The sequence below is a fragment of the Streptomyces sp. B8-7 genome (assembly GCF_058833805.1).
Window position 1 is genome coordinate 54,831 of record NZ_JBYRRL010000003.1, and the last position, 21,887, is coordinate 76,717.

Below are 21,887 nucleotides of genomic sequence, written 5' to 3' on the forward strand. Positions count from 1 at the left end.
GCTGTCCACCGCGAAGGCCGTTCAAGGACCGTTTCCCGGCCGAATGCTCATGCTCTGTGGGCCAGTTGGAGCCTGCCTGGGTGGGTGATGATGACGCGGTGAGTCTGGATCTGAGCAACTACGAGCTCCGCTGGCCGACGTCGCTGTTCGTGTCCGAAGGCGAGCGCGTCCTTCGGTCGTCGAACACCTCGTGGGAGGAGCAGGCGGTATGGCTGCTGACGGAGGCCCTGGTCGGCACCACAGCGGCGGCCGACTTCGAGGACCTGCCCGAGCGCCCCGCACCCTCGGACGATCCGTGGGCCAGCACCACCCCCGGCTGGGGGCAGCGGGGCGGGATGGGCAAGCGGGAGTGGCTGAAGGAGCTCGTCAGCCGCGCAGCCGAACTGCGGTATGCGGCCGAGCCGCGACCGTACTGGCCACAGCGGCAGGGCCGCGGCCTGTCGCACGACGGCAGCACAGCACGCGACACCCGCCGTGACTTCACCCGGATCATTAGCGACTTCGCCGACAACGGCTACCTGGCGGAGTTCTTCGGCGAGGAATGCGTCGACGACCCCACCGAGCTGCCGGACGCCTCACGAGTGATCGAGCGGCGACTGGGCATCCCGGACCTGTGGCCTCTGACCCCGGAAACATGGGACGAGGACACCTTCTTCGGTCTGATCGAGGTCTTCCACGACCTAGTCAGCCGGCCCCGCACCCGCCGTTTCCACTCCTGGAACAACTGCGGGTGGCACCACTCGGAGTTCCACAACGGGCCCGCCCGCATCCTGTACCGGGGCAAGGTCAACGAGCTATTGCGCGAGGCCGGCATCGAGTACGAGCTGGCTGCCGAAGGCGAGGACCTCGGGCGCCTGGTCGCCGTAACCGACGACGCCCGCAGCGCGCTGGTACACCAGGCGCTCAACGACAGCGCCCCGGACATCACGACCCGGGTCCGCCACGCGATCGCCCTGTTCCGCGGCCGGGACACGACGGTGGAGAGCAAGCGGTCGGCGATCGTCACCCTCGCGGGCATCCTCGAGGAACGCCGCGCCCTGCTCAAGGACAAGCTCGGCAAGGACGAGGGGGCACTGTTCGAGATCGCCAACCGATACGACCTGCGCCACCGCAAGGCAGACCAGCGCGGCGACTACGACGAAGCGTTCCTGGACTGGATCTTCTGGTGGTACCTCGGAACGGTGGAGCTCACCAACCGGCTCATTGCGTCCCGGATCGCTGACTGACCCTCGCGCACCAGTACCCGAACCCATGGTCGAAGGGGCCTTGACCCCGAAGGGTGGACACCTGTTCGTGTCGTTATGCGGCAAGCGTCAGGGTAGCTGACTGCTGTTCGTAGGCGATCGGTGCCTGCTGTCCGTTCGCCGAGTGCCTTCGCCGGGTGTTGTAGCGGGTGGTCCAGCGGAAGACCGCCAGGCGGCAGGCGCGGGCGCCGTCGAAGCGGCGGGCACCGCGCAGCGTCTCGCGTTTGAGGGTCGCGTTGAACGATTCGGCGAGTGCGTTGTCTGCGCTGGTGCCGACCGCGCCCATGGACTGCTTCACCTCCAACTCGGCACATACGGCCGCGAATTGGCGGGAGGTGTACTGGGCTCCGTGATCGCTGTGGAAGACGGCGCCGGCCAGGCTGCCCCGCGTCCGGGCGGCGGCCCGGAGCGCGTCGGTGACCAGCGAGGTGCGCATGTGGTCGGCGACCGACCAGCCCACCAGCCGCCGTGAGAAGCAGTCGATCACGGTCGCCAGATACAGGAACTCGCCGTCGCCCACCGGCAGGTACGTGATGTCGCCGACGTACTTCGTGTTGGGTGCGCTCGCGGTGAAGTCGCGCCCCAGCAGGTCGGGCATCGCTGCGGCGGACGGTTCGGGCACGGTGGTGACCTGGCGCTTGCGCAGCCGCAGCCCGGCGATGCCGTACTTGCGCATGACCCGTCCGACGCGCTTGTGGTTCACGCGCTCGCCGTCCTCGCGCAGATCGGCGGTGATACGGGGCCGGCCGTAGGTGCCGTCCCATTCGGCGTGCACGGCCCTGATCCGCTCGGCGAGAGCGACGTCGGCCTGTTCACGCGCGGCGCGGGCCGCGCGGCCGGCCCGCCACTTGTAGAAGCTGGAGCGGGCGATCTCCAGCACCTGACACAACCGCTTCACGCCCCAGGCGCGGTGATGGTCCTCGACGAACTGGCAGCGGCTGGTCACCAGGTCATCTCTTGTGCGAAAAACTTCGTCGCCTTGCGGAGAATGTCCCGTTCGGTGGCGAGTTTCTGCATCTCCTTGCGGGCTGCCGCCAGCTCCCGGCGCAGGGCCTCGTTCTCGGCCTGAAGCTCCTCGGCCGTCGGCGGGGAATCCACCGTACTCTTCTCCGTGCTCGTCGTGCTGCCCCCGCCGCGGCGGGCCCGTTCGGCCCGCACCCAGTTACGCAGCGTCTCGCGGCTGATCCCCAGATCTTTGCCGATGCCCTCGAAGGTGTGGCTCGGGTCCGACAGGTACAGCGCGACAGCGTCCGCCTTGAACTCGGGCGAGTAGACCTTCATCACCATAAGAGATGCCTCCTACCCGGCCCCTGGCGGGGCCGGGCTCAGAGGTGTCCACCACTCGGGGACAGGTCCCAAGCCCTTCAGGACCGGGTCAAGCTCGGCGGCGGCGCCGCACAGCGAGCACAGTCGCCGACGCGAGCGTTAAGTGTGGATCCGCCTGCCGTCCCAGGACGCCGGTCCTGGGACGGCAGGCGTTCGTCTGAACCGTCGTGGTCGCTTGATCAGCGTTCTGCTCCCACGTTGCTGGCAGACGCTCTGGCACAGCGGCGGCAGGAGTCCGTCGCCCGGCCAGAAGGGTTGCTCGGCCGCCAGGCCGGTGAGGAACATGCCGACCTCGGTCAGGACCTTGGTGCGGTCGTCCGGTCCGTAAACGGTGAACTCCCCTGCTGCAGCGTCGAAGGCGCGCACCTGGCTCTCGGGGCCGGTGCAGATCAGGGCCCGGGCGACTTCGGGGAGCCCGAGGCTGAGGGCATCGCACATCTGTGTCTGCACCAGGTTCACCAGGTCGACGGTGACGCTCTCCCAGTCGCCGACCGTCGGCCAGTCGGCGCCGCCGTTCAGTTCGTGGGTAAGGGTGGCCAGCGGGATGATCTCGCCCGGCCGCCGTCCTTGGGTGAGGAGGGCGTGGATCCGAGTGCCGTCGGGCTGGAGTAGCTGCGGATGGAGCAGGGTGTCGGCGGCAACGAGGGTGGTGTTGATCTCCTGGGTACCGGGGCCGGGGTAGTAGGGCTCGTGTGCGAAGAGCAGGTAGACCGCTGAGGTGCGGGCAGCGGTGTTGGGTCCGGGCATGACGAGTGCTCCCTCCGGTGAGGTGCCGGGCGTGTGCTGAGGTGCTGGCAATGTCGTCGACCGGGCGCCAGGCGGCCGCCCCGGTTTGCGGGCCTGGTCCGCGTGGTCCGGCCGGGCCTGGGCGGGTGCGTGCTTGAGGATTTGGGCGACCTGGTCGGCGAGCTGGAGCATCAGCCGTTCGCAGGTGATGAGTGCGCATGATGCCGAGCGTGTGTCTTGCGTCTGCAGCATGTCGGCGGCGTCCCACAGCAGGTGCTGGCCGATCTCGGCCGACCGGCGCAGTTCGTAGCGGTCGCTGCCGGCGGCGGCCTGGATGAGGCAGGTGTGCAGGGCGGCGAGGCGCTGGACGTAGCGGCAGGCGCTGGCACCTTCGACGCTGCGGACGTGTTCGCGGGCCCGGGCGTCCAGCGTGGCCGGCAGGTGTTCGGCGAGCAGCGGAGCGAGCAAGATCGCTGGCAGGGCGACGTCGGCGGGGATGCCATCGGCCATGGCGAACAGGCCGGCGACCAGGCTGAAGAACGCGACCGCGACGGTGCCGAAGCGCAGCGAGGCGCGGATGCCGGGGGCCAGGCCGATGCGCCGGGCGGGGCGCCTGGTCAGCCAGCGCAGGGCCATGCGCTGCTTGGGTGTGGCCGATGGGGTGAGGACTCCGATCTGGTGGGGGAGTTCAGGCCGTGAACCGTCGCCTGGGACCGTCCAGGCGAGCCAGCCCCACCGGGTGCGCTCGTAGACGAGCACGGGTTCGCACTCGGCTGTGCAGGTGTGGTCGCGGACGTGGCCGGTTCGCAGGGCGCGTGCGTGTTCCGCCTCCCACCGGCCCGGGGCAGCCGCGAAGGGGTGCAGGTGCTGCGCGAACCCGGGTGGCGATGGTGGCGGGCGGGTGTCGGTCACGGGCTGCTTCCTTCCGGTTGGTCGGTCAGGCGGAGGCGCACGTTGTGCAGCGGCCGTCGCCGTCGGGGTGGGCTCGCTTGCGAGTCGGGCCGGGGCAGGTGCGGCACAGTGGCCAGCCGAGGCAGGTGGGGCAGAGGTCTTCGCCGGGGGCGGTGGCGGGCACGCCGCAGCCGGCGCACTCGACGAGGGCCCGGTAGGTGAGGGCTTGGGTCACGGAGCGGGCGGCGGCCGCTGTCGATGACCTGGTTGCCTCCACGAACGGTTCGTCCAGCGGGGCCGCGGCGGGGCGGGCGGCGCTGGTGGGCGGCGGGTAGGCCTGGGCGGCGCGGAGCCGGGCGGCGATGATCGCGCCGATGGAGGTGCGCACCGGGTTCGGCAGCGGCCGGTCGGTGATGACGTGGCGCAGCTGCTCGGGACTCCAGCCGGCCTCCAGCATCACGGTCGCCACGCGGCCTTGATCAGTCAGTGCCGGCCCGGTCAGCAGCAGTTCGGGACGGCTCGCCCCGATGTCCAGCAGCAGCCGGATCCCCGCGTGCATCTCGTCCGCCGGAGGCGGTGGCTTCGGCGACGTTGTCGCGTGCGAGGGGGCCGTCCGTGCGTTCGTGCGCGCCGCGTCGCCGCGATCGCACGGACGGAGGGGGTTGGTCTTCTGCTTGTTGGTCTTCTTAACGATGGTGTTCTTAGTGCCGGGATCAGCCAACACTGGCTCAGCCAATCCTGGATAACCCGACTCTGGTTGTGAGCTGGGGTTTTGCAGGGCGGGCAGGTCGGTGATGAAGTACAGGGCCTGCCCGAGCGTGCCGTCGGGGTTGCGGTCCCGGTCGCGCAGCAGGAATCCGTGGTGCTCCAGTTCCTCCAGGCCGGTGGTCACCGCGTCGACGCGTTCGCGGCCGTGTCGCGCCAGGTTGGCGACGGTGATCTGCCAGCCGTCCCGGTGGGTGCTGATGTAGCCGAACAGTCCCTTCGCCTTGAAGGAGATCCGGCTGTCCCTAAACAGCGCGTTGGCGATCTGCGTGAACTGGTCTCCAGCCATCACCCCGCGGCGGATGCCCGCGCCGAAGTCGGTGTCGCTGCTGGCTTCCCGGAAGGTGGATGCTGGGTCGATCGGGGGAACGTCCGGAGCGGCGGGACGGTCGGTGATGCTGTAGACGATCTCTCCGAGGGTGCCGTTGGGGCGGCGCACGCGATCGCGGACCAGGTAACCGAACTTCTCCAGCTCGTTCAGTCCTGCCCGCACCGCGTCTCGCCCGTCGGGGCCCAGGGCGACGAGGGCGGCGATGGTCACCAGCCATCCGTTGCGGTGGGTGCTGATGTAGCCGAAGAGGCCCTTCGCTCGGTACGAGATGCGGCTGTCGCGGAACAACCCGTTGGCGATCTGCGTGAACTGATCGGCCGCCATCACGCCGCGGCGGACCCCGGATCCGAAGCCGCTCATCGCGCCGTCCGGTATGCAGGCCGCGTGCGGTGGCCACGGCAGCGCACCGTGCCCGCCGGGGTGGGGCGGCCGGTGGGCGCGAAGGCGGAGGCGTACGTGCGTTCCATGCCGTCAGCTCATCCGCCGGCCCCGACCAGGCTGACGGCCATGAGCCCCGACCATCGGTCACGATCCGGCAACGCAGCCTTCTAGCTGCCGTGGTCGGGGTCGTGGTCGGGCCGACCACGCCGTGCCAGCACGGTGCGCAGTCGTTGCGCAGCCCCGATTGCGCAGCCTTCGTGGGCGTTGCGCAATCGGCCTGCGCAACCGATCGAGGGTCGTGCGCAGTCGGGTTGTGTGCCGCGGGTGCGCAGTACGGCCCGCGGATCCCGATGTCCTGTTGCGCAGGGTCGGGTGTGCCGATGCGCAGGCTGCCCCCGCGGGTCTGGTGGTGTCCTTCTGCGCGCTCGCGTACGGCGCCGGCCGGGGTGCGGCAGACGGGTGCCAGCGCATCCGTCGGCGGGGTGCCGGCGGATGACGCGGTGAGCGCCCACAGACCCAGGTCGGCTCCATGGTCGGGTCTGTGGTCGGGCCGACCATGACCCCGACCACGGGCTTCGTGTCCCCATCGTGACCGTGGTCGGGGTCTCGTGGTTGGTGGTCGGGTCGGGGTCGGCGGGTTTTCTCAAGGTCAGCAATCACACGTTCTGACCTGGGAGTTTGACCATGTCTCCTGGCAAGCAGGCCTCACAGAGCGAGGCTGCTGCTCCGATGGCGGGTGGCGCCCGGCTGGAGGCGATGCGGCGCCGCGTCCGGCTCTCGCGCTTGGCCGTCTGGACGGTCATCGCGGCCGGCCCCGTCGCCCTGGCCGTCGCCGTCGCCTCCACCCCGACCACGGTCGAGGCGGCTACTCCGGCCAAGCCCACCGCCGTGCGCACCGCGGCGGCCGCCGTCAACCCGGCCGGCTATGCGCAGTTGTTCGTCAGCGCGTGGCTGCGCAGCAGCGCCGATGACGCGACGACTGCGCAGGCGCGGCTTGCGCAGTCGATGGCGCCGGACGTCGAGCTGCCCAACCCGGCAGCGGGTGCGCAGTCGTCGCCTGCGTCCGTGACCGCGGTGCGCAGTGCGCAGCGCGCGGAAGGCGCGTGGTCGGTGACGGTGGCTGCGCAGTACGCCAACGGAACGGTGCGCTACTACACGGTGCCGGTGGCCGCCGAGGCCTCGGGCGCCTCGTTCACGGTGACCGGCGCGCCCGGCGTGGTGGCCGGCCCGGGCCGGGCCGAGGTGCCGAGGTCGCCGTACGGCGTGAGTGTCCCGGAGAGTGAGCTGTCCTCAGCCGTAGGGGAGTTCCTCGCCGCCTACCTGACCGGTGCCGGCGAGGTCGACCGCTACCTCGCGCCCGGTGTGCAGATGTCGGCCGTCTCCCCCGCTCCGTACACGGCGGTGTCCGTCGAGCAGGTGTCCGCGGTCGAGGAAGACGCGGCCGCCGAGAAGGTGCCGGCCGACGGCACGGCGGTGCGGGTCCTCGTCCGGGTGGAAGGCCGGGACGCCGGTGGTCGGTGGCCGCTGGCGTACGAGCTCACGCTCAAGGCCCGCTCCGGCCGGTGGGAAGTCGCCGCGCTTCAGTCCGGGACCGCTCAGGGCGGGGGTGTCCGGTGAACACGATGCACAGCCTGGTGCTCGCCGGGCAGCTCAACGACCTCGGCGACTCGTGGATCAACATGTTCAAGGAGTGGGCGACCAAGGGTCTGCAGGCCGGTCTCGTCTGCCTCGTCGTCGTCATCATGATCCAGAAGTTCAGTCTCAAGGCGGGGATCGGCGCCCTGCTGCTGATGATCATCGCGCTTGGGCTGTACAACTCCCGCGAGAGTCTCGCGAACATGTTCGAGGACGAGGTGAAGAACCCGGCCAAGGGCGCACCCGTCGTCCCCGGCGTCGTTCGGTCCGAACTCCCGTCCTCTCGTGACCACTCGCGGGGCGTCGGGGGCTGGCTGTGACCGCGGCAGCGGCGCGGGTGGGCCGCTTCTACACCGCCGCCCGACGCCACCCATGGGTGCTGGGCAAGGTCGCCGACTGGAAGATCCCGCTCGGCCCCTACACGCCCGCGCAGATCGCGGTCGCCGTCGGCGGCGGTTTCCTCCTGATCAAGACCATCAGCTGGTGGTCGTGGATGGGCCCGGTCCCCATCGTCGCGTGGCTGCTGGCGATCTGGGCGGTACGTCGGCCGAAGATCCGGGGCCGTGCGCCGATGCAGGCCGCGTTGGGCTGGGTGCTGCTCGGCTGGCAGCCGAAGGGCGGGCGGATCGGTGGGCGGGCGGCCCGTGACCGCGCTGCCCGCCCGCTGCTCGGCGGCTTCACGATCGAGGGCGCGCCCGCGCTGGACCCGGCGGTGAAGGCCAGACCATCCTCTGCGACTCGGCAGAGTGCTGCCTCTCAGGCGGCGCTTGCGCGGCCGACCGCCGGTCGCTCGTCCGCGCGCCGCCCCACGGAGCCGGTTGCTCCTGTCATGCCCGCGGGGCCGGTCTCTGGTGTGCAGCAGCTGCTCACGCTCGCCCAGCAGGGGGGTGCGCGGTGAGGGTTCCAATCCGTCACATCGCCGGGCACCTCGTGTGGTCGACGCACGGCAGCGTGTGGGCCGTCTACCGCCTGCACCCTGGCCCGGACGCGCAGGGCCAGCGTGAGGAGACCGTCCAGGGCACGTACGTGCCCGCCGCCGTCCGCGACGAACAGCTCGCCAAAATCACGCACTTGGTGCGGTCGCTGTCCGGGGCACCGCGGCTGTTCGGGCTGTGCGCGCAGGTCGATCCGGGTGAGATCGCCCTCAAGATGATCGAGGGCATTGAGCCGGCCGAGCCGGCACCCGGTGCGGGCCGGCACCCGTGGGTGGAGAACGTCGAGGCCACCCTGGAGCTGCTGGACGACCAGGAGATGCACCGCCGCACCCTGTGGCTGGCCGTGCCCCTGCAGACCGAGACCGGCGGCCTGCAGGTCTCCACGCAACTCGGCGCGGCGTGGGCCGAGATCGCGCCGATGCTGGGCACGCGCCCGGCACCGGTGGCCCGGCGTGAGGTGACCGCCTACCGCGAGCAGGCCTCCCGGGTGGAGGCCGCGCTCGCCGGCGGCATCGCCTTCCGCCCCGCCCGTCCGGCGGAGATCGTGTGGATGATCCAGCACGCGCTCCACCGCGGTCTTGCCGAGCCCCTGCTTGCCGAGGCCGAGACCAGCGAGTTGTACGGCGGGCAGATCCGGGACGGCGTGCTGCGCTCCCCCGGCTACGCCGACCTGGGCCAGGTCCGCCTGCAGGAGGGAGGCATCGACCCCGAGCTCGACGACGTCGACGAGCTGAAGACCGCGGGCCGGATCACCCGGTCGGGCCGCAAGGCCTGGTGGCGGGTGAACACCGGCTCGCCGCTGGGGCGGCGCTGGCTGCAGGTCGAGTCCGACACCGGGGTGGGTTATCAGGCGCAGTTGGCGCTGGCCGAGTGCCCGCCCGCGGTCAGCCAGGACGCCGCGGACCTGTTCGCCCAGCTGGAGCTGCTCGACTTTCCCGTCGACTACACGGTCGACCTCACGCTGGTGCCCGCGGAGAAGGCCCGCGATCAGGTGCGGCGCAAGAAGAACGAACTGATCGACCAGGCCGACCAGTACGACGCCCGCCCGACCGGCATGCCGGCCTCGCTGACCGAGGCCGCCCGCGACTTGGGCGAGCTGGATGCCCGCCTGTCGCGCACGTCGGTCGAGGTTGAGGTGCAGTCGGTGACCGTGCTGACGGTGTGGGGGCCGACGGCGGCCGTCTGCGACGCCCGGGCCCGCGCCCTGGCCGCACTGCTCGGCGGAGCCGACTACCGCGCCGTGCGCCCGGCCGGCCTGCAGGAAGCCCTGTTCACCCTCGGCTTGCCCGGCACCGTACGGCCCGGCATGGTGCGGGAGTTCACCCAGCACCAGATCAGTGAGGACTGGGCGCTTTCCGGGGCCTTCACCACCGCTCAGGTCGGCGACCCCAACGGGATGTTCCTCGGCATCGACCTGGACTCCGGTACCACCCGCCCCGTCATGATCAACGTGGCGGACGCGCCCAAGGTCGACGCGTCCGCGTCGATGGGGATCGTCGGGGATCTCGGCGCGGGCAAGAGCGTGCTGCAGAAGCTGATCGCAGAGGCGGTGTGGGCGCGCGGCGGCTGCGCAATCTGCATCGACCGCACTCCGGTCCGTGAGTGGGCCACCTTCGCCCGCACCGCGGCCAAGGGCCGGGCCCAGATCATCGACGCCGCCCAGGCCGAGGTCTCCATCGACCCGCTGCGCATGTTCAACGGGCCCGAAGGACGGCACTACGCCCTGTCCTACCTCACCCTGCAGCTCGGCATCGGACCGATGAGCACCAACGGCGAGGTCCTCCACCACGCCGTCGAGCAGGCAGCCGCCGGCCCGGAGCCGTCCATGCACCGCGTCCTTGAGGTCCTCGAGGAGATGGCCACGCACGAGGTGGGCAAGCGGAAGGACTCGGCCTCCACCCTCGCCGGACTCATCCGCGTCGTCGCCAGCAACTCCCTGGCCCGGATGGTCTTCGACCCGACGCTGCCGCCGGTACGGCTGGACGCCTCCAGCACCACCGACATGATCGTGATCACCACGACCGGGCTGAAACTGCCTCCCAAGGCAGCGTTCGACAAGCCGGAGGTCCTGCACCAGCAGCCGCTGGAGGCGCTGATCGGCCGCGCGGTGCTCTACCTGATCGCCGCGATCGCCCGCCAGACGGCGTTCGAGGACCCCGAGCGGTTCACCCAGGTGGTCCTGGACGAGTTGTACTGGCTGACCTCCTCCGCCGAGGGCACCGCCCTGGTCCACGAGATCCTCCACGACGGCCGCAAGCACGGCGCCGGGCTCCTGGCGGGCTCGCACGACGCCGAGGAACTCGGCCCGGACCGGGGCCTCATGGCCTACCGCGCGCTCGCCCGCACCACCGACCGCGAACGCGCCCGCCGCGGCCTGGAGTTCGTCGGGCTCGATCCCAACGACGACGCACTGGTGCGGCTGGTGACCACCGGCCTTTCCCCGGTCGGCCAGAAGGGGCGAGAGGGCGAGTTCCTGCTGACCTGCCCGCGTCAGAACACCGGCCGCATCAAGGTCTCCATCCCCCGCATCCCGCGTATCACCACCTCCATCACCACCACGCCCGGACGCCGCACGAGCGCTGCCCCGCCTTCCGTAACCGGTGCTGGTGAGGCCGTGGATGCCCGTCCGAAGGAGTACGTCCGATGACCACGTCTTCCTGGAACCGCGCCCGGCGCTTCGCCGCGGCCGCGAGCGTCCTCATCGTTCTCGCCGTCGTCGCGGGCGCGGTCATCCTCGCCCTTGGGGTGGGCGTGCCAGACGGTTGGTGGCCGAACACCGGACAGGCCTTCGCCACCAGCACCCGCATCGCGCACCACGATCCCTGCGCCTTGATCGTCGGCCCGGCCAAGGCCTACTGCGAACGGGGCGCCACCACCACCGCGTCCGCTGAGAGGCGGGACGTGGCTGGTGCAGCGTGGAGACTGGGCACCGCCGGTGCCGGTATAGCTGCCCTGGCGGTGTGGCGGCTGCGGTCCGTCGCTGGGCAAAGGCGGCACTGACGTGCTCCGTCCAGACCGCGCGACCCTGCGTTCCGCCGGCTTCGTCGTGCTGCTCACCGGCGTGTTCCTCATGGTGAACAGCCAGGTCGTGTACGCGGCCAGCGGCAACAGCGAGACCGGAGACCTGCTCGCCCCGCTGAACATCACCTCCTCCGAGGGTGTGCCGATCGACGGGTACGACCTGAACGCTTCCGGCGGGTCCATCGTCGCCTTCAAGACGCAGGCCCTGGCCTTCGCCCTGTCCGGCCTGTTCACCCTGATCCGGCTGCTGGTCGGCTTGGCCGGGTGGGCGATCGAGGTGGCCTTCCGCTTTCCGCTGCTGAAGATCCTCGCCCGCCCGGCGCAAAAGGTCGCCGACACGTACGACACCGTGGTGGTCGACACCCTGGGGTTGAAGGGTCTGCTGCTGGCGTGGGCGTTTGTCTTCGCCGGGTTCATGATCGTGCGCGGGCGGGTCGGCCGCGGTCTGGGCGAAATCTTCCTCACCCTGCTCATCGGGGCGATCGCCGCATCGGCCCTCATCCGCCCCGACACCCTGCTCGGCACGGACGGTCCTTTGGGGCAGTCCCAGCAGGTGGCCGCCGAGGTCGCCCAGGACAGCGTCAACTCCTACGACTGGGGCGGCAAGCTGGCCAGCTACGACCCGTGCGCCGGCATGGCCGGCAACGCCGAGGTCAAGTGCGAGCAGCGGGAGGGCGAAGGGCCGGTCTCCTCAACCGAGGTGGCCCGCCCCATCCAGGACTCGATCACGAACGCCTTGATCGTGAAGCCGTACATGCTCCTTCAGTACGGGCGCATCCTCGATCCGGCCAAAGACTCCGACCGCAAGGCCTACGCCGTCCACCTGAAGTGGATCACCGGCGGGTACATGCCGCGCTCAGGCCCCTCGGACAAGGCGAAGGACGCCTGCAGCAAGATCATCGGACCGGCCAAGAAGTACTGCGAGCGCGATGTCGACGGCGGCACGCCGAGCGGCAGCACCGATCTTCCAGAGTTCACGCCCGGTGGCGAGCTCCTCGACGCATCCAACGCGATCGTCACCGACGAGGACCAGGCGTTTGCCGCGTTCCTCTCGGACATGAAGAAGGCTGGCCCGGTCGGCAAGTCGTGCGCCGCCTACGCCGAGAAGCCCACCTGGTGGCGCCTCGGCGGCGCCTTCCTGCTGCTGATCGCCGCCCTGTTCATCTGCGGCATGCTGCTGTCCAGCGCGATCGTGCTGCTCGGAACCCAGGGCATCTGCGCGGCCGCCGCGGCCGCCGGCGGCGTCACCTTCATCGCCGCCATGCTGCCGGGACCGCCGCGGCAGAGCGTGTGGAAGTGGCTGTCCCTGTGGGGCATCGCGGTCCTGGCCGTGGTCGGCATCTGCGCGTTCATCCCGTTCTTCGGCATCGCCGTCGACGCAACCATCACCAAAGGCCCCCAGTTGATGGTGGAGCGGATCCTGCTCATCGACGTCCTCGCCATCGCCGGCGCCGCCGGGCACCGCCGCCTGCTGACCGGCATCACCTCCTTCGGCCGACGCATGGCGATGCGCATGCGCTACGCCAAGGTCGGCGGCACCCACATGCCGGGCGACACGTCCGAGCTCGGCGCCGCGCTCGCCATGAACTCCCCTGCGGCGATGGGCGGATACGGCGGGGGCTTGCGCGCTTTCACCGGCGGGGGCGGCGGCAGGTTCGGGATGCTCGGCACCCGGCAGCGGCTGATGGGCGCGCTCACCTCGTTCTTCGACGGCGCTGGCATGCCGGTGGACACCGGGGGGATCCTCGCCGATGCCACCGCCGAAGCCGGGCGCGGCCTGGCCCCGCTGACCGCGGCCGCCGCCGTGGGCGGGCTGGGCACACGGCTCGGCGCCAAGGGCGCGCACTGGCTGCTGATCGGCCGCCGTCCGGACAAGGATCAGCTGGCCAAGTGGCGCAAACCCACCGCCGACGGCGACCCTGGCGCGGGCGCGGGTGGGCCGTCGAGCGGTGGGGACGGTGGTTCAGGCGGCGGCGCAGGTCCGCGTCGGCCCTCAGGCCCGCCCGACCGGTACCGCAACGAGCTGGGGCAGGTCGTCGACCGCAACACCGGCCAGGTGCTGCACGACCAGAACAGCGACCGCACGCTGCTGTCGACGCGGGCCCATAACCGGCTGGTCCGTTTCCGCGGGTACCGCATCCTCAACCGGGGCGGCCGGGCCGCGTACGGGGCGACGGTCGGTCTGCCGGCCAATGTGCGCCGGGCCCGGTCGGGTGGCTCGCGTTACTCCCAGGACGCCCGCCAGCAGGTGCGGGTGTGGGGCAACACCGTCCGCGAGGACGGCAGGGCCTGGGCAGATACGGGGCGTCAGGTGGCCCGTGTCCTGCGGGAGAACAGCGACAGCGGCGGACCTGGTCCGTTCGCCAGCCGCCGCCTGCCGACCACAGCCACTCCGGTGCCGTCCCCCCGCCCGGCGAGGCCTGGGCGTCCTGCACCTTCAGGCCGTACGGCCCCTGCCCCCGCGCGGCCCGCACCGTCGGCGGGCGGCCCTGCGGCACCTCCGTCTCCGCTCCCGCGCCGGGACGGGCCTGCTCCGCGGCCTCGGCCCGATCACGGTGGGCCCGTTCTTCCCGGGGGCGGGAGCGCCCGCATCCGGACCCGTGACGAAGCCCGGGCCCGGATGCAGGAGCTGATGCGGCGGACCGCGCCCGAGGCCGAACGCCTGCGCCAGGAGCGGGCCCAGCGGCGGAACGAGGACGGTGACGACGAGTGAAGCCGCCGGGACGCCGCGTCCGGCGGTGGGGATGCATGGTGGCGCTGCTGATGTTCGCCGCCGTGTGCTGTGCCGCGCCGGTGGGGAACGCGATCAGCGCGTACGTCGCGCTGAGGACGGGTGCACAGGACGACGGCGGGATCGCCGAAGGGGGCAGCGCCGCCGACATCCCTCCCCGGATGCTGACCGCCTACAAGAACGCCGTCCAGCAGGTCGGGAAGTACTCGCCGAAGTGCCAGGGCATGCGCTGGCCGATCCTCGCCGGGACCGCCAAGGTCGAGTCCAATCACGCCACCGGACGGAACATCGCCGACAACGGCGACATCCGCCCGAAGATCTACGGGGTGCTACTCAACGGCTCCGGCCAGGGTGGCAACACCACCGTCTTCTCCGACACGGACGGCGGCAAGTGGGACGGCACCGCGAACGGGGAGCGCGCCGTCGGCCCCTTTCAGTTCCTGCCCTCCACCTGGGAGGGAATCGGCAAGGACGCCAACGGCGACAAGATCGCCGACCCGCACAACGCTGACGACGCCGCCCTCGGCGCCGCGATCTACCTGTGCGGAGGTGGCCGTGACCTGACGAAGCGGTCGCAGTTGAAAGCCGCGATCCTGCAGTACAACCACTCGAGCGAGTACGTCGCCAACGTTCTGGGGTGGATCGATCAGTACACGGCGGCCGCCAAGGACCCGGACCTGAAGAACGTCACAGGGAAGGTCCGCACCGTCATCGAGGCCGCTCTGTCCCAGCGGGGTGTCCCGTACTCGTGGGGCGGCGGCAACGCGAGCGGCAAGTCCTACGGGTTCTGCTGCTCGCCCAGTGGCAAGAGCGGCGCGAGCACCAAGGGCTTCGACTGCTCAGGGCTGACCACCTACGCGTACGCCAAGGTCGGCATCCGCCTGCCGCGCACCGCGGCCGCCCAGGCCGGTGTCGGCCAGCGGATCCCGGCCAGCCTCGGCACGGGAGCGCTCAAGCCCGGTGACCTCGTCTTCTACGCCACCGCTCCCGGACGCGATTCCACGATCTACCACGTCGGGATCTACCTGGGCAGCGGACAGATGGTCAACGCCCCGCGCCCGGGCACCGTGGTGCGCCTGGACGCCGTCAACGCGATGTCCGGCTATGCGGGGGGTGCACGGCCGCTGTGACCACCACCTCGCGCTCACCGCGCCTTCTGCTGCTGAGTACCGTCCTGCTCGCCGTCGCAGGGGTCACTCTGCTGGGTGTGCCGCACGGTAAGGAGCCGTCGGCTCCGGGGACGGCTTCGGCCGCGCATGCGCCCACGGATGCGTCATCAGCGGTTGCTCCGCCTCCCGCCGGCAAACCGATCCCCGGCGCGGCTGCCTCCCCGACGCCCGCCCCGTCGACGCCGTCGGCCCTGGCGTCCGCTCTGCCTCCGCACGGCGAGGGAGCGGCGGGCGACCGGGCCATCCAGCGGAACCTGGAGGCAGCCTGGCCCGCTGACCTTCCCGCCGACGACGAGCGGGAGTTGCTCACCGCCGGTCGCGCGCTGCTGCGTGCGGACGCCACCGGAGTGGGCCGCGCGAAGTGGCCTTCCGTCTTCGGCGACTCGGGCCAGGCGGTGGTCCCGGCGTTCGCCACCGCTCGCTTCCGCATCCAGGCCGCGATCGCCCGCCGCGACGGCAGCCCGAACAGGGCGGTGGTCCATCTGGTGTGGGCCGGCATGGACCGCGGCGGCACCTTCACCGACCTGCGCATCACCGACTGGTTCTTCACCCGCACTATCAAGAAGGGAGCAGCGACGTGGACTCCGCAGCCCCATACCTGAGAGACCGGGCCGATGACACGGCCGCTGGTCAGGTACTCGGCCTGGTCTCCGGCCTGGTCGACGCCGCCGACTGGCTCTACGACCACTGGTACCTGCTGGCCCTGGTCATTGCCTTGGCCTGGGGGGTCGGCGAGATCGTGGTGCGTCGGCTGGCGGCGCGCGCCTCGGCCGAGCGGATGGCCCTGGAGCTGGTGTCCAGCCGGCACTTCGCCCCCAGCCTGGAGGAGATCTTCCGCCGCGGCGTCCAGCTCGCCCGCGCTTCCACGGCCATGCCCTGGTGGGCGCCCCGCCGGGCGAAGGCCGTGCAGATCCGGCTGCGCGCCGACGGCTCCAGCCCGCTGCGCTACCGCATCGAGGGCCCGGCCGGCGGTCAGAGGCTTTTGTCCATCACCCCGTTCGGACCGGACGTCACGGTCAACCGGGCCCGGCCGATCGCCGATGAGCCGCGGACGCACACCGTGCGCGCGGAGTTCATCCTGCGCGGCAAGCCCACTGCCCCGCTGCGCGAAGTACCCCTCACCCCGGACCCGCTGCAGCCGCTCATCGACGCCGTAGCCGACCTACGCGCCGAGCTCGGTGACCTCGCCGAGATCCGGCTCGACATCCAGCGCGCCCCCAAATGGGCACTGCGGGCGCGCCGGATTCAGTTGATGGGCGCCGCCCGCCGCGCTGAGCGCCGGGAGGCCCAGCGGGCCGCCCGCTGGCTGCGGCAGGATGCTGGCGGCATCGAGGACTCCCTCACCTGGCAGCTGCAGCAGTTGCTCAGCGACAAGCCCGCTGCGGGCGCCGGACGGCGGCTGGTCATGCCGCCGGTGCCCCGCCGGGTCGAGCCGGCCGAGGCGCTGGGTAAGCTCGCCGACGACGACCACCTCGTTCGGGTGCAGCTGCTGGTGATGTGCGCCTCGAACACCGAGGGCCGAGCCCAGGCCCGGCTCGCCCAAGTCCAGGCCGCGCTTGACGTGTTCGGTGGCCGCTCGAGGTGGGCCATGCGCGGATGGCGGCTGGGACCGTGGCGGATCGGCGCCGACCACTGGCCCACCAAGCGGGGTTTCGAGCGCCGGTGGAACCTGGGTCACTGCCAGCCGCCCCGCGCCAACTGGGTGAGGTTGGAAGAGCTGACGGGCCTGCTCAAGCCGCCGACCATGCACTGCCGCCTGCCGGTGCTCGCCGGGGACCTGCCGACGTTCAAGTTCGGCGATCCGGAGCTGCTGCTGCAGGGCATCTACCGGGGCCCGGACGGCCGCGAGCGGCTGGTGGCCACCTACGCCGAGGAGACCCTGTTCGAGGTCGGGGTGGGCAAGGCCGGCGGCGGCAAGACCGAGCGGGCTTTGGCGCAGGCGATCGGCTGGGCGCATGCCGGGGGCGGGTTGCTGTTCGTCGACCCTCACCGTGACTCCTGGCCCCGGGCCACCACGTTCCTCGCGCATGAAGCCCTGATGCGGCGGGTCGCGCTCGTCGACCTCAACGGCCTGGGCGCCAACCCGCGGTTGAGTTCGTGGAATCCGCTTGGCATGCACCACGGGCAGGCGGCGCACGAGGTCGTCGAGGCGATCACCGACGCCTACGCCTCCGCACTGGCCTGGGACGATGCGACCGCACCCCGGGCGATCACCATCCTCACCGCCGCGCTGGCCGTCCTGGTCGCCGTCAACGAAGCCGCCTGTCAGGCTGGCCGCCCCGAGGACCAGGCCACGATCTTCCACGTGCGGGCCCTGCTGACGGATGCCGCGTTCCGCAAGGCAGCACTCGCTACGGTCGCCGATCGTCTGGACGAGGAGACCCGGTCCTGGTGGCAGGTGGTCTTCCCGACCTTGCCGCCGGACGCGTTCGCCGTGGTCCTCAACCCGATCGCCCGGCTGGCCGCCAACCCCATCACGCGTGCCTTCCTCGGCCAGCCGGTCGGCGTCTACAACATCCGTGCCGCGATGGACTCGCGGATGGTCGTGTGGGTGTGCCCGGGCGGCAACGGGCCCACAGACCGGCTGGTGACCGCGCTACTGGCGCGTGATCTGCTGCGGGCCGTGCGCTCCCGGCGTGACACCCCGGAAGCCAGGCGTGTGCCGTTCCGCCCGTACTTCGACGAGCTGATCACGCTGACTGGCGCGGCGCCGGAGACCATCGCTGCCATGTTCGAGGACTTCCGGAAGTACAGGTGCCAAGTTCACGGCATGACCCAGCTGCTGGCACGCCTGCCTTCGCCGGTACGGCTGTCCCTGGTGCAGAACGCGTCCACGCTGGCCACCACCGCCGGGTCGAAGTCCGCGATCGCACCGATCACCGCCGAGTGGGGCGATGACCCGAGCCCGGACCGAGTGGCCACCATGGAGCGGTTCGAGCACTACGTGTCCATGAACGTGCACGGTCGCCGGGTGGGGCCGGTGCGGCTGCGTGGGCCCCATCTCGACGCGGTCTTCGCCGCTCAGGCCCGCCCGCGGCAGGTTCCCGCGCTGGAGCAGGCCGCCCTCGCGAACGCCGGAGCGCTCCCCCTGGATCGGCTCATCGACCGCGCCGCCGAGCAGATCGGCCGCGTCGGCGCCTTCCTCGCGGAGCACTCCCCCGCCACCGCCACCCCAGTACCTCTGACGAAGGAGGAGTACGAGTGATCGTCGCCCAGCCGCGCGACCGCAGCTCCCGCCCCTCGGAGGGTGCGGACAAATGTCGCAGCCTTGCAACTGCGCTGGAAACCCCTTGAGATTCGCTCACGCGAACATCTACTTTACCTCTGCACAAGGGGGACTCACCGTGCCCCCCCCTTGCTGTGCACGGACGTTAGGGGACGTCACATGTCTCAGGCTCTTGGTGAAGTTCGCAGGATGGAACCGGTCGTCGGGGGAGAGTGGCCCATCCGGACGCAGGCCGTCACGTATGTCGGGAGCGCCTGCGTGGTCCAGGGGAGCAGCGACTTCGACGTTGCCGACCTGGGCATGGTGCGCAGCCGCTTCCCCGACCGGCACGTCACCCTCGACGGCGACGTGATCACGGTGTGACCGCCGGCCCGGCAGCAGGAATGAGAGGCGCCCAGCCCTCTCCCGTCCGGTGCCCGTCACTGGGCCCGGTCCCGGCCGCACGCTTGTCGGCTCGGGATCCCTCACCGAAAGGAGACTTCATGACCAGTCGGGGCATCACAGCGGTGGGCAGACGCCTCACAGTACTGACGATCGCCGTCGGCCTGACGCTGGGCGTCGCCGCATGCTCCGCCGGCGGCCGGGAACAGGGCCGTCCGTCGGCGGCCGCATCGCAAGGAGGCAGAGGCTCCGAGCCGCGTGAGCAGTTGCAGGAGGACCAGCCGCTCTCCGAACTCCAGGGCCAGGGCGGCCTTTCCCTCAGGATCACGTCGGCCGAGCGGGACCCGTCCGGGTACGTCACCGTCCGCGGGGATCTGAAGAACGACGGGCCCACCGTGGCCGTGGTTCCTGCCGAGTTACGCGGCAGCGAGTTGAAGGTGCTCAGCACAGGTCCGTCGCTGGGCGGAGCGACTCTCGTCGACTTCGCGCAAAAGAAGCGCTACTACGTGCTGCGCGACACGGAGGGCCGCCCCCTCACCACGACCGGCCTTTCCACGCTGAAGGGCGGCGAGAGCGCGCACGTCTTCATGCAGTTCCCCTCGCCCGAGTCGAGCACCGTCGGATTCCAACTGCCGCTGTTCGACACCGCAAACATCAAGATCCAGCGAGTGCGGTGAGCGTGCGTATGACCATCATCCGATCACGGATCGCCGCCCCGCTCTTCGCTCTCGTCGTCGCGGCAAGCGTTCTGGCAGGCGGGTCGGTCTGGGATGCGGCCGCTGTTCCCGCTCCTCGCTCGGCCGCATCAGGCGCGCATGCGCTGCTCGCTGTCGACCCGGGCAGCCCCGGCCTGGCACTGCGCGCCGGCGCGACGCTCGCCCCTCCCAAGGTGCTCGGTCTGGGTTCGGAACCTGTCGGCATTGGCCAGGTGGTCGAGGACCAGGAAGGAGCTGAACGCCGCGAGGACACAGGGACACAGGTGACCGTCGATCTGCAGGCGAAGGTGCTCTTCGCCAAGGACAGTGCGCGGCTGAGTAATTCAGCGCGCTCCCGCATCGCTTCCGTAGCCCGGGAGATCGAGCCGCAGCCGCGAACGGAGGTCCGGGTGTACGGGTTCACCGACGATCTCGGATCCTCCGCCCACGGTGACTCCCTCTCCCGGCAGCGTGCCGTTGCCGTCCAGGGCGTGCTGGCTGAGGAGTTGAGCGGTGCGGCGGTCACCTTCGACACGCGCGGGTTCGGCGAGAGGCATCCGATTGCCTCCAACATCACCGAGGCCGGCCGCGAGAAGAACCGCCGTGTCGAGATCTCGTTCTCGCGCACAGCGGACCCACAAAGTTCGTTCGGCCCGGCGGACGCGTCCTGACGGTGTGCGGGCACGACGAGTGAAGACACAGAACCACAAATCGACATCCGGTTCCGGAAGTAACCGGAAACGTCCCGAGTTGTACGAGTGAACTCAAATATCAAGCTGGGAAGTTGACTGGCATATGCGTAACCTTGCGATCACGCAAACGCATTACCGCAGCTGGACTAGGCCGCGGTTCTGGGCCGCCGCATGTCGGAGGCCAGGGGCGGCGGTCTACCGCACCGCGTCGTACGGGGAGACAACGTGACAGTTACACAACGACGCTCATCGGGGCTGAATGGCGCCACGGTTCGCACCCGGAAGCACGCAACCGCGCTGATCCTCGCCGGCAGTCTGCTGGCACTGGCCGGATGTAGCGACAGCGACTCGGACACGTCGTCCAAGCCGAGCCCCACCCCGACGGCTGTCTCGGCGTCCCCCAGTTCCACCGCCGACGCCGAGGACGCCGCTGTCATCGCGGCGTACACCAGCTCCTGGGACGCGCAGACCGCGGCCTATGCCAAGGCCTCCTCCGCGGGCACCGACCTGAAGAAGAACACCACCTTCAAAGCCCTGGCCGACATCGAGAAAGACCTCTCGGCCATGCGGAAGGCAGGCCAGGTGACCACCGGCAAGCCGGTGATCCATCCCAAGGTCGTCAAGGTGACCGACGCCAAGATCCCCACGGCCACGGTCGCGGACTGCGTCGACACCACGAACTGGACGCTGATCGACAAGGCCTCGAAGAAGAAGGTCCCGCTGCCCACGACGCGGCTCACCAAATACGTCAGCACCGCAACGCTTGAAAAGTGGGGGAAGACGTGGATGGTCACGAAGTTGACCGCTCAAGATCAGTCCTGCTGACCCGACGACTCGCCGCACTCACTGGCGCCCTCGTCCTGGCCTCGGCAGGTGTCGCACACGCCGACGATGATCCCGTCGATGCTGGCAAGTGTCAGGTCATCAAGTTCTGTGTCGGCGTCGGCGTCGGTGACGAGACGGACGGAAGCGGCGGCCAGGCGGGCGGCTCCACAGGCGGCAGCAGCGACAGCGACAGCAAACTGAAGTGCGGCTACACCAAGATTGAGCCGAAGCCACCGGCCGAACACCCGGCCTGGAAGGGCAAGGACCCAGCGAAGTACGACATGTATTTCATGTCCTGCTCGGATGGAGGGCTGAACAACCCGGACGGATTCATCGTCGTGCCGGAGGGGCAGCCTCCCGTGCCGCAGGTGGACCCGCAGGAGTTGGCTCAGCGCGCGGTGGACTCCATGACGCTGCTCGGCCCTGACATCGCCAGTCCCCGCGCGGCCGGGAAGTACACCGTGGGTGTTCCGATGTGGATGTGGGTCAACCAGAGCGCCACGACCTACGGACCGAACACCGCGTCGGCTTCGGCGGGCGGGATCACCGTCACCGCGACCGCGAAGGTGTCGAAGATCGTGTGGACGATGGGCGATGGCACCTCGGTGACGTGCAACGGCCCCGGCACGCCCTACACCTCGTCCCAGGGCATGGCCCAGTCTCCGGACTGCGGGCATGTGTACTCCAAGACCTCGGCCGGTGCCCAGAACGGCAAGTTTCCGGTGACTGCGACCTCGACGTGGACGATCAACTGGCAGGGCGGCGGACAGGCCGGCCAGCTCACCGAGGTTCGGCAGACCGACGTGCAGGTGGCAGTCGGCGAAGTACAAGTCGTCAGGTAAAGCCGCCGGAAGGACTGAACGGTGAGCAAGACCCAAGTAGAGACAGCCCCGAACGGAGTTCCCCAGCAGGG

The 21,887-nt window shown here is 70.4% G+C and carries 17 protein-coding genes; 14 read left to right on the forward strand and 3 right to left on the reverse strand.

The features are described 5' to 3' along the window. Nucleotides 1–98 precede the first annotated feature (98 nt). Nucleotides 99–1,226, forward strand: coding sequence for a hypothetical protein (locus tag AC5K6T_RS15565; RefSeq protein WP_493209482.1), 1,128 nt, complete (start codon nucleotides 99–101; stop codon nucleotides 1,224–1,226). 73 nt (nucleotides 1,227–1,299) lie between these two features. Here the strand turns inward: AC5K6T_RS15565 and AC5K6T_RS15570 are convergent. The 3 genes from AC5K6T_RS15570 to AC5K6T_RS15580 form a co-directional block, all read right to left on the reverse strand. Continuing rightward, a protein-coding gene (locus AC5K6T_RS15570; protein WP_493209460.1) for an IS3 family transposase occupies nucleotides 1,300–2,531 on the reverse strand; the annotation gives its coding sequence in 2 pieces (ribosomal slippage) (nucleotides 1,300–2,205 and nucleotides 2,208–2,531; 1,230 coding nt in all). Nucleotides 2,532–2,669: 138 nt separating this feature from the next. After that, nucleotides 2,670–4,208: a hypothetical protein gene (locus AC5K6T_RS15575; RefSeq protein WP_493209483.1), complete on the reverse strand. Its 1,539-nt coding sequence runs from the start codon at nucleotides 4,206–4,208 to the stop codon at nucleotides 2,670–2,672. Nucleotides 4,209–4,233: 25 nt separating this feature from the next. Then, on the reverse strand, nucleotides 4,234–5,643 hold the full coding sequence (locus AC5K6T_RS15580) for a hypothetical protein (RefSeq protein WP_493209485.1): 1,410 nt from the start codon (nucleotides 5,641–5,643) through the stop codon (nucleotides 4,234–4,236). A 705-nt stretch (nucleotides 5,644–6,348) separates the two neighbouring features. Between AC5K6T_RS15580 and AC5K6T_RS15585 the strand changes: the two genes are divergently transcribed. From AC5K6T_RS15585 to AC5K6T_RS15645, 13 genes are all read left to right on the forward strand, one after another. Then, a complete protein-coding gene (locus AC5K6T_RS15585; protein WP_493209486.1) occupies nucleotides 6,349–7,281 on the forward strand; it encodes a conjugal transfer protein in 933 nt (310 codons plus the stop codon). Continuing rightward, a complete protein-coding gene (locus AC5K6T_RS15590) occupies nucleotides 7,278–7,619 on the forward strand; it encodes a hypothetical protein (protein WP_493209487.1) in 342 nt (113 codons plus the stop codon). The genes AC5K6T_RS15585 and AC5K6T_RS15590 overlap by 4 nt, the downstream gene beginning before the upstream one ends. Further along, nucleotides 7,616–8,197, forward strand: a complete 582-nt coding sequence (locus AC5K6T_RS15595; protein ID WP_493209489.1) for a hypothetical protein — start codon at nucleotides 7,616–7,618, stop codon at nucleotides 8,195–8,197. Before AC5K6T_RS15590 ends, AC5K6T_RS15595 begins: the two co-directional genes overlap by 4 nt. After that, entirely contained in the window at nucleotides 8,194–10,881 is a 2,688-nt protein-coding gene (locus AC5K6T_RS15600) for an ATP-binding protein (RefSeq protein ID WP_493209491.1), read from the forward strand. Before AC5K6T_RS15595 ends, AC5K6T_RS15600 begins: the two co-directional genes overlap by 4 nt. Continuing rightward, nucleotides 10,878–11,234 (forward strand): hypothetical protein, encoded by a 357-nt coding sequence (locus AC5K6T_RS15605; RefSeq protein WP_493209492.1) that lies wholly within the window; start codon nucleotides 10,878–10,880, stop codon nucleotides 11,232–11,234. The genes AC5K6T_RS15600 and AC5K6T_RS15605 overlap by 4 nt, the downstream gene beginning before the upstream one ends. 1 nt (nucleotide 11,235) lies before the next feature. Beyond that, nucleotides 11,236–13,968, forward strand: a complete 2,733-nt coding sequence (locus AC5K6T_RS15610; protein ID WP_493209494.1) for a hypothetical protein — start codon at nucleotides 11,236–11,238, stop codon at nucleotides 13,966–13,968. 35 nt (nucleotides 13,969–14,003) lie between these two features. Next, nucleotides 14,004–15,116, forward strand: a complete 1,113-nt coding sequence (locus tag AC5K6T_RS15615) for a C40 family peptidase (RefSeq protein ID WP_493209496.1) — start codon at nucleotides 14,004–14,006, stop codon at nucleotides 15,114–15,116. Beyond that, nucleotides 15,113–15,757, forward strand: coding sequence for a hypothetical protein (locus tag AC5K6T_RS15620; protein WP_493209498.1), 645 nt, complete (start codon nucleotides 15,113–15,115; stop codon nucleotides 15,755–15,757). The genes AC5K6T_RS15615 and AC5K6T_RS15620 overlap by 4 nt, the downstream gene beginning before the upstream one ends. After that, nucleotides 15,733–18,360 (forward strand): ATP/GTP-binding protein, encoded by a 2,628-nt coding sequence (locus AC5K6T_RS15625; RefSeq protein WP_493209500.1) that lies wholly within the window; start codon nucleotides 15,733–15,735, stop codon nucleotides 18,358–18,360. The genes AC5K6T_RS15620 and AC5K6T_RS15625 overlap by 25 nt, the downstream gene beginning before the upstream one ends. Before the next feature lie 503 nt (nucleotides 18,361–18,863). Next, on the forward strand, nucleotides 18,864–19,439 hold the full coding sequence (locus tag AC5K6T_RS15630; RefSeq protein ID WP_493209502.1) for a hypothetical protein: 576 nt from the start codon (nucleotides 18,864–18,866) through the stop codon (nucleotides 19,437–19,439). Nucleotides 19,440–19,447: 8 nt separating this feature from the next. Then, nucleotides 19,448–20,128 (forward strand): OmpA family protein, encoded by a 681-nt coding sequence (locus tag AC5K6T_RS15635; protein WP_493209503.1) that lies wholly within the window; start codon nucleotides 19,448–19,450, stop codon nucleotides 20,126–20,128. A gap of 246 nt (nucleotides 20,129–20,374) precedes the next feature. Further along, a complete protein-coding gene (locus AC5K6T_RS15640) occupies nucleotides 20,375–20,974 on the forward strand; it encodes a hypothetical protein (protein ID WP_493209505.1) in 600 nt (199 codons plus the stop codon). Beyond that, nucleotides 20,920–21,816, forward strand: coding sequence for an ATP/GTP-binding protein (locus AC5K6T_RS15645; RefSeq protein WP_493209507.1), 897 nt, complete (start codon nucleotides 20,920–20,922; stop codon nucleotides 21,814–21,816). The genes AC5K6T_RS15640 and AC5K6T_RS15645 overlap by 55 nt, the downstream gene beginning before the upstream one ends. Nucleotides 21,817–21,887: the final 71 nt, after the last annotated feature.